Below are 13,347 nucleotides of genomic sequence, written 5' to 3'. Positions count from 1 at the left end.
ACGAGACCTCCGTTGGGGCCTACTCCGCGGCTTCTGCGTAATCGCTCACCGGCGGGCACGAGCACACCAGATTGCGGTCGCCATAGACGTTGTCGACGCGGCCCACCGGGCACCAGTATTTGTCGGTGCGCGAGGTGCCGGCGGGGAAGCAGCCTTCGCTGCGGGTGTAGGCGCGCGCCCAGTCGTCATCGGCGATGTCGTGCACGGTGTGCGGGGCGTGGCGCAGAGGCGAGGCCTCGATCTTGAAGCGGCCGGCCTCGACCTCGGCGATCTCCTTGCGGATCGCGATCATGGCGTCGCAGAATCGGTCCAGCTCCGCCTTCGATTCGGATTCGGTCGGCTCGATCATCAGCGTGCCCGGCACCGGGAAGCTCATGGTCGGCGCGTGGAAGCCGTAATCGATCAGGCGTTTTGCGATGTCGTCCACCGTAACGCCTGACGTCGTCTTCAGCGCGCGGGGATCGACGATGCACTCATGCGCGACGCGTCCCCTGGCGTTCTTGTAGAGCACCGGGAAATGCGCATCGAGGCGCGCGGCGATGTAGTTGGCGTTGAGGATCGCGATCTCGGTGGCGCGCTTCAAGCCTTCGCCGCCCATCATCAGGATGTAGATGTAGGAGATGGTCAGGATCGAGGCCGAGCCGAACGGTGCGGCCGAGACCGGACCGACCGGCGCATCGCCTTGCGTCGCGGGGTGACCGGGCAGGAACGGCGCGAGATGCGCCTTGACGCCGATCGGGCCCATGCCGGGGCCGCCGCCGCCATGCGGGATGCAGAAGGTCTTGTGCAGGTTGAGGTGGCTGACATCGGCGCCGTAATCGCCGGGCCTGCTAAGGCCGACCTGCGCGTTGAGATTGGCGCCGTCCAGATACACCTGGCCGCCATGGCCATGGACGATGTCGCAGATCTCGCGGATGTGCTCCTCGAACACGCCATGCGTCGAGGGATAGGTGATCATGACAGCGGCGAGATTGGCCGAGTGCTTTTCCGCCTTGGCGCGGAGATCATTGACGTCGACGTCGCCGTTCTTTTCACAGGCGACCACCACCACGTCCATGCCGACCATCGCGGCCGAGGCCGGGTTGGTGCCGTGGGCGGAGGAGGGGATCAGGCAGATTTTCCGGTGCGTCTCGCCGCGTGCCGCGTGATAGCCGCGGATCGCGAGCAGGCCGGCATATTCGCCCTGCGCGCCCGAATTCGGTTGCAGCGAGATCGCGTCATAGCCGGTGATGTCGCACAGCCATTTTTCCAGCCGCGCGAACAGCGCGTGATAGCCCTTGGCCTGCTCGCGCGGGGCGAACGGGTGGAGGCTGCCGAATTCCGGCCAGGTCAGCGGCATCATCTCGGTGGTCGCGTTCAGCTTCATCGTGCAGGAGCCGAGCGGGATCATGGCGCGGTCGAGCGCGAGGTCGCGGTCGCTGAGCTTGCGCATGTAGCGTAGCATCTCGGTTTCCGAGCGATGCGCGTGGAACACCGGATGGGTGAGGAATTCGGTCGCGCGCTTCAGCGCGTCCGGCAGCGCCTCGCGCGTGGTCGCGTCGACCTCGGCATAGGCAAGCGTGCCGCCGAAGGCGCGCCAGACGGCTTCGACCGTGGCTGATGTCGTGGTCTCGTCGAGCGCGATGCGCAAGCTCGTTTCGCCGACGCCGAGATTGATTGTCTGGGCGGCCGCGCGAGCGACGATCTCGGCGCGCCTGGCGCCGGCATCGACGCTGAGCGTGTCGAAGAAGCTTTCGGACTGCAGCGTGAAGCCGAGCTTGCGCAGGCCGGCCGCGAGCACGGCGGCGCGGCGATGGACGTTGCGCGCGATCTGCGCCAGTCCTTCCGGGCCGTGATAGACCGCATACATCGAGGCGATCACGGCGAGCAGCACCTGCGCGGTGCAGATGTTGGAGGTCGCCTTCTCGCGGCGGATGTGCTGCTCGCGGGTCTGGAGCGCGAGGCGGTAGGCCGGTGCGCCGCGCGAATCCACGGAGAGGCCGACGAGGCGGCCGGGCAGCGAGCGCTTCAGCGCATCGCGCACCGCCATATAGGCCGCGTGCGGTCCGCCATAGCCCATCGGCACGCCAAAGCGTTGCGCCGAGCCGATCGCGATGTCGGCGCCGAGCTCGCCGGGCGACGCCAGCAATGTCAGTGCCAGGAGATCAGCGGCCACGATGGCCAGCGCGCCCTTGGCTTTCAGTGCCGCGATCGCGGGCCTGATGTCGCGCACCGCGCCCGAAGAGCCCGGATATTGCAGCAGCGCGCCGAGCACGTCCGCTTTGTCGAGATCGGTGAGGGGATCGCCGACGACCAGGGTCCAGCCGAGCGGCGCGGCGCGGGTGCGCATCACCGCGAGCGTCTGCGGATGGACGTCCTTGTCGACGAAGAAGGCCTTTGCCTCGACCCGCGAGTGCCGCTCCGCCAGCGCCATGGCTTCGGCGGCGGCGGTGGCTTCATCGAGCAGCGAGGCGTTGGCGACGTCGAGCCCGGTGAGATCGCAGATCATGGTCTGGAAGTTGAGCAGCGCTTCCAGCCGGCCCTGGCTGATCTCGGGCTGGTAGGGCGTGTACGCCGTGTACCAGGCCGGGTTCTCCAAGATGTTGCGCTGGATCACCGCGGGCAAAATCGTGCCGGAATAGCCCTGGCCGATCAGCGAGGTGAACACCTGGTTCTGACGTGCGAGCTCGGCCATGTGCGCGATCGCCTCGGTCTCGCTCAAGGGCTTGCCGAGATCGAGCGGGGCGGCCTGTCGGATCGAAGCCGGCAGCGTTTCCGCCATCAGCGCGTCGACGCTTTTGGCGCTGACGGCTTCCAGCATCGCGGTGACATCGCGCGCGGAGGGGCCGATGTGGCGGCGAACGAAGGTGGCGGTGTCGCCGTTGGATTTGCGGTGCGCGGTCATCATGGGTCCTCGCTTAGGAGTTGCTGTCATCGCCCGCCTTGTGCGCAATGCGCACTCGGGCGGGCGATGATGTGGTAGCGGTTCGCCTCATCACTCCGCTGTCATGCCCCGCGAAGGCGGGGCATCCAGTAGACGCAGGCGTTCGTGATTTAACCGAGAAGCCGCGGCGTACTGGATCACCCGCCTGCGCGGGTGATGACACTGAGAATGAGGTTGGAGTTCTCATCTCACGCCGTATGCGCCTTGTACGCGGCCTCATCCATGAGGCCGCCGAGCTCGCTCTTGTCGGCAATTTTGATCTTGAAGAACCACGCCTTGCCTTGCGCGTCGGAGTTCACCAGCGCCGGCTCTGCGGCGAGTGCGTCGTTGATCTCGGTCACCTCGCCCGAGACGGGCGCGTAGATGTCTGATGCGGCCTTGACCGATTCCACGACGGCGGCGGCTTCGGTCTTCTTCAGCGTGCGGCCGACCTTGGGCAGCTCGACGAACACGACGTCGCCGAGCTGGGACTGCGCGTAGTCGGTGATCCCAACGGTGGCGACGTCGCCGTCGATGGCCAGCCATTCATGGTCGGAGGTGTACAGCGTCGTGGTCATTGTCTCAGTCCTCAGCGTTTGTAGGTATTTTTCACGAAGGGCATGGCGGCGACGGTGAGGGCTAAGCGTTGCCCGCGCACCTCGGCAAAGAGCTTTGTATCGAGCGCGCTCAGGCTCGTGGGCACATAGCCCATCGCGACCGGCGCATTCAGGCTCGGGCCGAAACCGCCCGAGGTGACTTTTCCGATTGCGTCACCGCCTGCGTCGTCCGCAAACAGCAGCGCGCCCTCGCGCACCGGGGCGCGGCCTTGCGCGAGCAGGCCGACGCGGCGGCGGGATGCGCCGTGATCGAAATGAGCGAGGATATTCGAGGCGCCCGGAAAGCCGCCGGCACGGGCGCCACCGGTGCGGCGGCTCTTCTGCACCGACCATTCCAGCGCGGCTTCAACCGGCGTGGTCGCGGTGTCGATGTCGTGGCCGTAGAGACAGAGCCCGGCTTCCAGCCGCAGACTGTCGCGGGCGCCTAGGCCGATCGGCATCACGTCGGGATTGTCGAGCAGCGTCCTGGCGAGACGCGCGGCATCGGCCGCGGGGACCGAAATCTCGAAACCGTCCTCGCCGGTGTAGCCCGAGCGCGAGACGAAACAGTCGATACCCGCAACCTTGTGCGGACCGGCATCCATGAACTTCATGGCGGGCGCTTCTGCACATAATTTCGCCAGCGCCGATTCCGCCTTCGGGCCCTGCAGCGCGATCAGTGCGCGGTCGGCAAGCGAATCGATGACGCAGTCGCTGGAGAGATTCGCGCGCAGATGCGCCTCGTCCGCGTCCTTGCAGGCGGCGTTGACGACCAGGAACAGATGATCGCCGAAATTGGCGACCATGAGATCGTCGAGAAGCCCGCCATCCTTATTGGTGAACTGGGCGTAGCGCTGGCGGCCCGGTGCAATCGCCACGATGTCCTGCGGCACCAGCCGCTCCAGCGCGCGGGCGGCGTCCTCGACCTTGCCCGATTTCGGCCGAAGTGCGAGCTGGCCCATGTGGGAGACGTCGAACAGGCCGGCGGCGGTGCGGGTCTGGAGGTGCTCTTTCAGCACGCCGGCAGGATATTGCACGGGCATGTCATAGCCCGCGAACGGCACCATCTTGCCGCCGAGGGAGACATGCAAGTCGTAAAGGGGGGTACGTTTCAGGGAGTCTTTGTCGTCACGTACTGACATTACAGGGTCCTCGGCGGTTCCCCGGGAACGATTTCCCGTGGACACCAGTCGAAGCCCCATCTGTCGCTGTGCCTGAGAGTATTATCCCGTCGGCGGACGCAGTCCGGACCTAAGCCCGTCGGCGCCTCTTTCCAGATGTCGTCAAAGCCACGCGGTCCTTTTGCCTGAGAGTTTCCGGGGCGGTTGCTCCTTCGGCGCCGGCTACCAAGTTGCCGGTCTCTCCCGACGTGGCCGTACGATACAGATGGGTACAGACCACAGGCCGGCCAAGCCTGTCAACGCGGCCTTTGCGGCTTTCCAAAGGGATTGCAACGGGATTGCGCGCCTGCGGCAACCCACTGATCTCTCTGCACAGTTTCTGGACAGCGAAGCTGGCCTTGTCTAAAAGCGCTGTGGCCCGCAGATATCAGCCCAAATCGACAGGTTTGGATGGCAAATTGGCGGGTCCAAGCACACCCGATTGGATGAACATGAGCGGCGTCAACGAGATCAGGTCGACCTTTCTGAACTTCTTTGCCGAGAACGGCCACGAGATCGTGTCGTCCTCGCCATTGGTGCCGCGCAACGATCCGACGTTGATGTTCACCAATGCCGGCATGGTGCAGTTCAAGAACGTCTTCACCGGCGTCGAGAAGCGGCCGTATCAGCGCGCCACCACGTCGCAGAAATGCGTGCGCGCCGGCGGCAAGCACAACGACCTCGACAATGTCGGCTACACCGCGCGCCATCTCACCTTCTTCGAGATGCTCGGCAACTTCTCGTTCGGCGACTATTTCAAGGAACGCGCGATCGAGCTGGCCTGGAAGCTGATCACCAAGGAATACGGGCTCAAGAAGGACAAGTTGCTCGTCACCGTCTACCACACCGACGACGAGGCGGCTGGCCTCTGGAAGAAGATCGCCGGATTCTCCGAGGACCGCATCATCCGCATCCCGACGTCGGACAATTTCTGGGCGATGGGCGACACCGGCCCGTGCGGCCCGTGTTCGGAAATCTTCATCGACCGCGGCGACCACATCTGGGGCGGTCCTCCCGGCTCGCCGGAAGAGGACGGCGACCGCTTCCTCGAATTCTGGAATCTCGTGTTCATGCAATACGAGCAGGTGACGAAGGAGCAGCGCGTTGACCTGCCGCGTCCCTCGATCGACACCGGCATGGGCCTCGAGCGCATGGCCTCGATCATGCAGGGCGTCGACAGCGTGTTCGAGACCGACCTGTTCCGTCATTTGATCGACGCGACCTCGTCGGCGCTGGGCCACGGGCCGAACGAGCAGACCGTGGCCTCGTTCCGCGTCATCGCCGACCATCTGCGTTCCTCGGCCTTCCTGGTTGCGGACGGCGTGCTGCCGTCGAACGAGGGCCGCGGCTATGTGCTGCGCCGGATCATGCGCCGCGCGATGCGCCATGCGCAGCTGCTCGGCGCCAAGGAGCCGCTGATGCATCGGCTGGTGTGGGCGCTGGTGCGCGAGATGGGCCAGGCCTATCCCGATTTGATGCGCGCGGAAAATCTGATCGAGGAAACGCTGCGGCTGGAAGAGACCCGCTTCCGCAAGACGCTGGTGCGCGGCTTGTCGATTCTCGACGAGAAGTCGGCCGGCCTGAAGAAAGGCGACATGTTCGACGGCGACGTCGCCTTCACGCTCTACGACACCTACGGCTTCCCGCTGGATTTGACGCAGGACGCGCTGAAGTCGCGCGGCATCGGCGTCGATCAGGCCTCGTTCACCGATGCGATGGAGCGCCAGAAGGCCAAGGCGCGCGAATCCTGGAAGGGTTCTGGCGAAGCCGCCTCCGAAGCGATCTGGTTCCCGCTGCGCGAGAAGCTCGGAGCCACCGAATTTTTGGGATACGAGACCGAGAGCGCCGAAGGCGTGGTGACCGCGCTGGTGAAGGACGGCAAGGAAGCCGACAGCCTCAAGGCGGGCGAAACCGGCGCGATCGTGCTGAACCAGACGCCGTTCTATGCGGAGTCCGGCGGCCAGGTCGGCGACACCGGCGTGTTGTTGGGCGAGGGCGGCATCAAGTTCCGCGTCACCGATGCGCAGAAGAAGCTCGGCGATTTCTTCGTGCATGTCGGCACGGTCGAGAGCGGCGAGCTGAAGCTCGGCACCGCGCTCCAGCTCGAGGTCGATCATTCCAGGCGCTCCTCGATCCGCGCACATCACTCGGCGACGCATCTGATTCACGAGGCGCTGCGTCAGGTGCTTGGCGATCACATCGCCCAGCGCGGCTCGATGGTCGCGCCGGATCGTTTGCGCTTCGACTTCGTGCATCCGAAGCCGATCACGGCCGAAGAGCTCGCCCGCGTCGAGGACATCGCCAACGACGTGGTGCTGGAGAATGACGAAGTCACCACGCGCGTGATGGGCGTTGACGAGGCCCGCGAGGCCGGGGCGCGCGCCCTGTTCGGCGAGAAGTATGGCGACGAGGTTCGCGTCGTCTCGATGGGCCGCACCGCGCGTGAGCGCGGCGTCAATGCGCTTGGCTGGTCGGTCGAGCTCTGCGGCGGCACCCATGTGCGGCGCACCGGCGATATCGGCCTGATCACGCTGACCGGCGAGAGCGCGGTCGCCTCCGGCGTGCGCCGCATCGAGGCGCTGACCGGCAATTACGCCCGCCGTCACGCCAACGAGACCATGGCGCTGGCGAAGGCCGCGGCCCACGAGCTGCGCACCTCGATCGACGACGTCCCCGCGCGCATCACCGCGCTGATGGACGAGCGCAAGAAGCTTGAGCGCGAATTGTCAGACGCCCGCAAGAAGCTCGCGATGGGCGGCGGCGCGTCAAGCGGCGATGGCGCAGCTTCCAGCGTGCGCGAGGCCGGCGGCGTCAAGCTGATGGCGCGTGCGGTCGAAGGCATCGAGATGAAGGATCTCAAGAGCCTCGCGGACGAGGCCAAGAAGCAGATCGGCTCCGGCGTGGTCGCCATCGTCGGCGTCACCGAGGACGGCAAAGCCGGCGTCGTGGTCGGCGTCACAGCCGACCTGACCGCGCGCTTCAACGCGGTCAATCTGGTGAAGATCGCCTCCGAAGCGCTCGGCGGCAAGGGCGGCGGCGGTCGGCCCGACATGGCGCAGGCCGGCGGCCCCGACGGCGCCAAGGCAACCGAAGCGCTGGCGGCGATCGAAAAAGCGATGGCAGGCGCTTAATCCCGATGCGCCTCGTTCCGCGAGGAACTGGGCTTCGCGATCCCGATTTGAGGGATCGCCTCTACGAATTGCTGGAGCACGATCCGCTGGCCTATTCGGCTGGATCGCGCTTCATCCAGCTCATCATCGGCGTCATCGTGCTCAACGTCGCCGCGATGATTTTGGCCTCGGTGCCGGAGCTGGACGATCACTACGGTGCGCTGTTCGCGGGCATCACCATCCTCTCGGTGATCGTGTTCGCGCTGGAATATGCCGCACGGCTCTGGACGGTGGCGGGCCACACGCCGCGCAAGGGCTCCGCGCTCGCCGACCGGCTTGGCTATGCCTTCTCAGCGCTCGGGATCATCGACCTCCTGGCGTTCCTGCCCGCGGCCATCGTGCTCGCCACGGGCCGCCACGCGACGCTGGCGGCGCTCGGCGTGCTGCCGTTCTTCAAGCTCATTCGGTATTCGCCGGCGATGCGCTCGCTGCTCGCCGCCGTCCATGCCGAGCGGCGAGCGCTGATCGGATGCGTCGTCATCCTGTTCGGTGTGGTCCTGACGTTTGCCTCGCTGCTCTACGCCATCGAGCGTGATGTGCAGCCCAGCAAGCTCGGCACCATTCCGGACGCGATGTGGTGGGCGATCGTGACGCTCGGCACCGTCGGCTATGGCGACGTCGTGCCGGTAACGCCGCTCGGCAAATTCATCTCGGTGTTCGCGATCGTCTCGGGCTTCGCCATGATCGCGCTGCCGGTCGCGATCATCTCCTCTGCGTTTGCGGAAGAGGTGAGGCGCCGCGACTTCGTCGTGACCTGGGGCATGCTGGCGCGGGTGCCGCTGTTCTCGCATTTGTCGGCGGCGGAGATCGCCGACATCATGCGGCTCCTGCGGGCGCGCACCATCGAGCAGGGCGAGATCCTGGTCCGTCGCGGCGATGCGGCCTCGTCGATGTATTTCATCACCGCCGGCGAGGTCGAGATCGCGCTACCGAGCCAGCAGGTGCGGCTCGGTGACGGCACTTTCTTCGGCGAGATCGCACTGCTGCACAAGACGAAGCGCAGCGGGACGGTCACCGCGACGCGCAAGAGCCGGCTGCTGCTGCTCGACGCCCAGGACTTTCACGCCCTGATCGCGCGCATGCCGACACTCGCCGCCCACGTCCAGATGACCGCGAAAGCGCGGCTCGAGGAGACCGGCGATCTCGCGGCGGCAGAGCTGGCGCAGGCCGAGCGCGAGGTCACGGACCGCTGAGCTTTCAGCCCTTCTTCAGGAAAACATACTCCGCCGAATACGGCGCGCTCCTGAACTCGCCGGCCTTGTCGCAAGAACCCTCGAGCTTGCCACCGCGGGTGTTGATGCGCTGGACGGTGGTAACAGGCGTCAGCACGCCGCTGCCGCGGTGGGCGGTGACTTCCAGCTTCAGCCAGGGGATGTCAGCCGCCGTCGCGCCCGGCGCGTTGCCGGTCGCCTTGCCGACGACGGCGCTGCCGTCGGCGTGCTCCCAGTTCGGGCCCGCATAGTGCCGGCCGATGGTCTTGCCATCGGACAGCAGCGTCGCGATCGGTTCGCGGAAGCTCCATGCGAGCTTGCCGTCGGTGCCGGCCTTGCACTCATAGACCTGCGCGCCCTCGGCGTGGACGCTGAGGACTGTGCTCTCGCCTGATGCGGCGATGGCGTCGGGGAGGGGATCGGCGGCCACAGCCGGTCCGGCGAGCAGCAACAGGCAGGGGACGGCAAGCTTGATCGACATGGTCGCATCTCCGCGCGAGGGGTCTCAAAAAAAGAAACGGGCCGCGCTTTGGCGCGGCCCGTGATGATGTCTGGCCCAGTCGGGCGAAATTGCGGACGGCTTAGGCCGCCAACGCCTTCGTGAGGTTTTCCGCGACCTTGTCGAGGAAGCCGGTGGTCGAGAGCCAGCGCTGGTCGGCGCCGACCAGCAGCGCGAGGTCCTTGGTCATGTAGCCTTCCTCGACGGTGTCGACGCAGACCTTCTCGAGGGTCAAGGCGAACTTGGCGAGCTCGGCGTTGTTGTCGAGCTTGGCGCGGTGCGACAGGCCACGGGTCCAGGCGAAGATCGACGCGATCGAGTTGGTCGAGGTCTCCTTGCCCTTCTGGTGCTCGCGGTAGTGGCGGGTCACCGTGCCGTGAGCGGCTTCGGCTTCCACGGTCTTGCCGTCGGGGGTGAGCAGCACCGAGGTCATCAGGCCGAGCGAGCCGTAGCCCTGCGCGACCGTGTCGGACTGCACGTCGCCGTCGTAGTTCTTGCAGGCCCAGACATAGCCGCCGGACCATTTCAGGGCCGAGGCCACCATGTCGTCGATCAGACGGTGCTCGTAGGTCAGGCCCTTGGCGTCGAAGTCCTTCTTGAACTCGCGCTCGTAGACGTCCTGGAAGATGTCCTTGAAGCGACCGTCATAGATCTTCATGATCGTATTCTTGGTCGAGAGATAGACCGGGTAGTTGCGCAGCAGGCCGTAGTTCAGCGACGCGCGGGCGAAGTCGATGATGGAATCGTCGAGATTGTACATCTGCATCGCGACGCCGGAGCCCGGGGTCTTGAACACTTCCTTCTCGATGACGGTGCCGTCCTCGCCGACGAACTTCATCGTCAGCGTGCCCTTGCCCGGGAACTTGATGTCGGTGGCGCGATACTGGTCGCCATAGGCGTGGCGGCCGATGATGATCGGCTTGGTCCAGCCGGGAACCAGGCGCGGCACGTTCTTGCAGATGATCGGCTCGCGGAAGATCACGCCGCCGAGGATGTTGCGGATGGTGCCGTTCGGCGACTTCCACATCTGCTTGAGGTTGAACTCCTTCACCCGGGCCTCGTCCGGGGTGATGGTGGCGCACTTGACGCCGACGCCGACCTTCTTGATCGCCTCGGCGGCGTCGATCGTGACCTGATCGTTGGTCTCGTCGCGGTATTCCATGCCCAGGTCGAAATAGAGCAGATCGACATCGAGGTAGGGGGTGATCAGCTTGTCCTTGATGTACTGCCAGATGATCCGGGTCATCTCGTCGCCATCGAGTTCGACGACGGGTTGGGACACCTTGATTTTTGCCATGATCGGAGAAGCCTTCTTGGAACGGCGCCCTTGGCGCCAAATTGAATATCCGCCGCCTCTTAGCACCTGATAGCAGCGGGCGAAAGCCAAGTGATTATGCACTTTTAGCCGATCCAGCCTCCGCAGATGGGGGGCGGGATGCCGCCTTGCCGCAGGGGCCGGGGTGACGTTTCAGGCGAGATTCAAAAGTCGAATCCAACCCGTTATTTCCCTTGAGAATTTCGTCAGGACAGGCAAACGACAGGCGAACGGCCCCAAGCCCTGGACGAGACCCTGGCAGGGCCGGCTTTGAATCAATTTCTGAAGAGAGCCTTTTCAAGGCCTTAAGAACCGGTGTGAAAGCGAAACGAGATGTCGGGGACTGACAAGAGCAAGGCGGGTCTCACCCTCGACGGTCCCATCGTGATCCTGGTCGAGCCGCAACTCGGCGAGAACATCGGCATGTGCGCGCGCGCCATGGGCAATTTTGCGCTTGGCGCCTTGCGCATCGTCAATCCCAGGGACGGCTGGCCCAACATCGCCGCCCAGCGCGCGGCCGCCGGCGCGGACCACATTCTGGAAAAGGTCGAATTGTTTGGCACGGTCGAAGAGGCGGTCGCCGATATCGACCTGCTGTTCGCCACAACAGCTCGCCCCCATGACCAGGCCAAGCCCGTGGTCGGGCCGGAGGCTGCGGCCGCCGAGATCGCCGGACACGTCGCCACCGGCGGCAAATGCGGCATCCTGTTCGGCCGCGAGCGCTGGGGGCTGACCAACGAGGAGGTCGGGCTCTCCAACCGGATCGTCACCTTCCCGGTCAATCCGGGCTTTGCCTCGCTCAACCTCGCCCAGGCCGTGCTGCTGGTCGGCTATGAATGGTTTAAGCGGGCGACATCGGGCGAGCTGCCGCACGCCATGCCGGAGCGCTCCGAGCGCGCCTCGCAACACCAGATGCAGGCCTTCTTCGACAACCTCATCCGCGAGCTCGACCGGGTCGAATTCCTGCGCCCGGCCGAGAAGCGCGACACCATGCTGGTGAACCTGCGCAACATCTTCAGCCGGATGGAGCCGACCAAGCAGGACATGCACACCTTGCACGGCGTGGTGATGGCGATCGCCGAGGGCCGCAAGGGCCCGGCCAAGGGCGGCGTGCTCGACGGCGAGCAGGCCACGCGCCTGCGCGCGCTGCTGGCCGAACACGGGCAGGGCGGCGGCGTCCCCGACAGCGGCTCGACCGTGCGCGGGCTTGCCCGCCTGCTTCGCCGCAACCCGACCGATGCCGAGCGCCTGCTGTGGCAGGCGCTGACCCGCGACCGCCGCTTCGCGGGAGCGTTCAAGCGCCAGACCCCCGTGGGGCGGCACATCCCGGACTTTGTCTCGTTCCCGCACCGGATTGCGATCGAGCTGGTCAACCCGGGCGAGGGGGAGGCCATCGCGGCAGATCGGGCGGGCCGGCGGGCGTGGCTCGAGGCGCGTGATTATCGGGTGATCGAGATGCGGGCGGCGGATGTCGAGCGCGATATCGAGGCGGAGCTGGTGCGGTTGCAGGGGATGGTGGAGCAGAGCGCGTAGGTTTCGTAACGCACGGTCTCGTAGGGTGGGCAAAGCGTAGCGTGCCCACCATCTGGAAGTCGTGGGCACGGCGCTACGCGCCTTTGCCCACCCTACAAGACCGTCATCCCCGCCCGAGCTGAATCTCGCGCTCCACCGCAATCCATGTCGATCTCGCCACGGCCAACAACTTCCCGCTTTCATCATGGAGCGCGGCCTCGGCGGAGCGCTTGCGGCCGTCGCGGCCGGTTGGCCAGGCCGTGATGATGCAGCGGTCGCCGGGGCTCGGGCGGGCTTCGATCCGGGCTGACATGCGGCCCAGCAGCAGCGGTGTCTTGTCGTAGCTGTCGCTTTGCGGATCGCAATTGCAAGCAAAGCCGGTCGGGCAATCGAGCGCTGACCAGAGGAATTCCGGGGCGACGAAGCCATCCTCGGCGGCGAGATTTGGATCGGGGGTCCAGCTTGCGGCGAGAACGGGTGCGTGCGCATGACGACCGAGCGATCCCGCGAAGATGCGCAGGCCGTCTCCCTTCGCCCTTGCGGGTCCGCAGACGAAGCATGTCGGCAGGGGATGTTCGTGCGGCTTCACCGGCGTCAATAATTCGGCCGCGCAAGCCTGCTCGAAGCTGGTCGTCTCCACGCGCGCAAGCTCGACGCGGGCCGCGCGCCCCGTCGCGACAACTTTGGCACCGTCGCGCAGCTCCCAGGTGCCATCGTCTGTCGCGACCGCATCGAGTGGCGTGTCCAGTGGAGGCGGGGCGCGCAGGGTCACCTCGGCGCCGCCGGGAATGTGCTGCGCCAGCCGGCCGCAGACATAGCCGCCGTTGCCGGAGTTCGGCGGGCCGCAAAAGCGCTTGTCGATGATGATCTCTGTCAACGGTTACATTCCTGAGGTTTCCTCGGCGTCATGGCCGGGCTTGTCCCGGCCATCCACGCCCTTGCACGTGGAAGAACGTGGATGCCGGGACAAGCCCGGGCATGA

The 13,347-nt window shown here is 65.8% G+C and carries 9 protein-coding genes and 1 riboswitch; of the genes, 3 read left to right on the top strand and 6 right to left on the bottom strand.

Annotation, left to right across the window (positions count from 1 at the left end; all coding sequences use genetic code 11):
• Positions 1–19 precede the first annotated feature (19 nt).
• From gcvP to gcvT, 3 genes are all read right to left on the bottom strand, one after another.
• The gene (gene gcvP / locus AB7532_RS23890) at positions 20–2,884 is read right to left on the bottom strand and encodes an aminomethyl-transferring glycine dehydrogenase (protein ID WP_441239346.1); all 2,865 of its coding nucleotides are present in this window, start codon (positions 2,882–2,884) and stop codon (positions 20–22) included.
• Positions 2,885–3,111: 227 nt separating this feature from the next.
• Positions 3,112–3,480, bottom strand: a complete 369-nt coding sequence (gene gcvH / locus AB7532_RS23885) for a glycine cleavage system protein GcvH (protein ID WP_441237141.1) — start codon at positions 3,478–3,480, stop codon at positions 3,112–3,114.
• Between the two features lie 11 nt (positions 3,481–3,491).
• Positions 3,492–4,640, bottom strand: coding sequence for a glycine cleavage system aminomethyltransferase GcvT (gcvT, locus tag AB7532_RS23880; protein ID WP_441237140.1), 1,149 nt, complete (start codon positions 4,638–4,640; stop codon positions 3,492–3,494).
• Positions 4,641–4,783: 143 nt separating this feature from the next.
• Positions 4,784–4,875: riboswitch (glycine riboswitch) on the bottom strand.
• A gap of 235 nt (positions 4,876–5,110) precedes the next feature.
• Between gcvT and alaS the strand changes: the two genes are divergently transcribed.
• A complete protein-coding gene (gene alaS / locus AB7532_RS23875) occupies positions 5,111–7,789 on the top strand; it encodes an alanine--tRNA ligase (protein ID WP_441237139.1) in 2,679 nt (892 codons plus the stop codon).
• A 5-nt stretch (positions 7,790–7,794) separates the two neighbouring features.
• Positions 7,795–9,021: a cyclic nucleotide-gated ion channel gene (locus AB7532_RS23870; protein WP_441237138.1), complete on the top strand. Its 1,227-nt coding sequence runs from the start codon at positions 7,795–7,797 to the stop codon at positions 9,019–9,021.
• Positions 9,022–9,025: 4 nt separating this feature from the next.
• Here the strand turns inward: AB7532_RS23870 and AB7532_RS23865 are convergent, their stop codons facing one another.
• Complete coding sequence (locus AB7532_RS23865; RefSeq protein ID WP_441237137.1) at positions 9,026–9,520, bottom strand: DUF3455 domain-containing protein; 495 nt, start codon at positions 9,518–9,520, stop codon at positions 9,026–9,028.
• A gap of 100 nt (positions 9,521–9,620) precedes the next feature.
• Complete coding sequence (locus AB7532_RS23860; protein ID WP_441237136.1) at positions 9,621–10,835, bottom strand: NADP-dependent isocitrate dehydrogenase; 1,215 nt, start codon at positions 10,833–10,835, stop codon at positions 9,621–9,623.
• Positions 10,836–11,186: 351 nt separating this feature from the next.
• Between AB7532_RS23860 and AB7532_RS23855 the strand changes: the two genes are divergently transcribed.
• Positions 11,187–12,386: a TrmJ/YjtD family RNA methyltransferase gene (locus AB7532_RS23855; protein WP_441237135.1), complete on the top strand. Its 1,200-nt coding sequence runs from the start codon at positions 11,187–11,189 to the stop codon at positions 12,384–12,386.
• A gap of 103 nt (positions 12,387–12,489) precedes the next feature.
• Here AB7532_RS23855 and AB7532_RS23850 read toward each other — a convergent pair whose 3' ends face one another.
• The gene (locus AB7532_RS23850; protein ID WP_441237134.1) at positions 12,490–13,242 is read right to left on the bottom strand and encodes a PaaI family thioesterase; all 753 of its coding nucleotides are present in this window, start codon (positions 13,240–13,242) and stop codon (positions 12,490–12,492) included.
• Between the last annotated feature and the right edge of the window lie 105 nt (positions 13,243–13,347).

It is taken from the genome of Bradyrhizobium sp. 930_D9_N1_4 (genome assembly GCF_052076015.1).
Lineage (GTDB): Bacteria > Pseudomonadota > Alphaproteobacteria > Rhizobiales > Xanthobacteraceae > Bradyrhizobium.
This window is presented reverse-complemented; position numbering and strand designations above follow the sequence as displayed.

Excerpts from the sequence above, each read along its gene's own strand:
- gcvT (WP_441237140.1), bottom strand. The coding sequence starts at position 4,640 with ATGTCAGTACGTGACGACAAAGACTCCCTGAAACGTACCCCCCTTTAC.
- AB7532_RS23860 (WP_441237136.1), bottom strand. The coding sequence starts at position 10,835 with ATGGCAAAAATCAAGGTGTCCCAACCCGTCGTCGAACTCGATGGCGAC.
- gcvP (WP_441239346.1), bottom strand. The coding sequence starts at position 2,884 with ATGACCGCGCACCGCAAATCCAACGGCGACACCGCCACCTTCGTTCGC.
- AB7532_RS23870 (WP_441237138.1), top strand. The coding sequence starts at position 7,795 with ATGCGCCTCGTTCCGCGAGGAACTGGGCTTCGCGATCCCGATTTGAGG.
- alaS (WP_441237139.1), top strand. The coding sequence starts at position 5,111 with ATGAGCGGCGTCAACGAGATCAGGTCGACCTTTCTGAACTTCTTTGCC.
- gcvH (WP_441237141.1), bottom strand. The coding sequence starts at position 3,480 with ATGACCACGACGCTGTACACCTCCGACCATGAATGGCTGGCCATCGAC.
- AB7532_RS23855 (WP_441237135.1), top strand. The coding sequence starts at position 11,187 with ATGTCGGGGACTGACAAGAGCAAGGCGGGTCTCACCCTCGACGGTCCC.
- AB7532_RS23865 (WP_441237137.1), bottom strand. The coding sequence starts at position 9,520 with ATGTCGATCAAGCTTGCCGTCCCCTGCCTGTTGCTGCTCGCCGGACCG.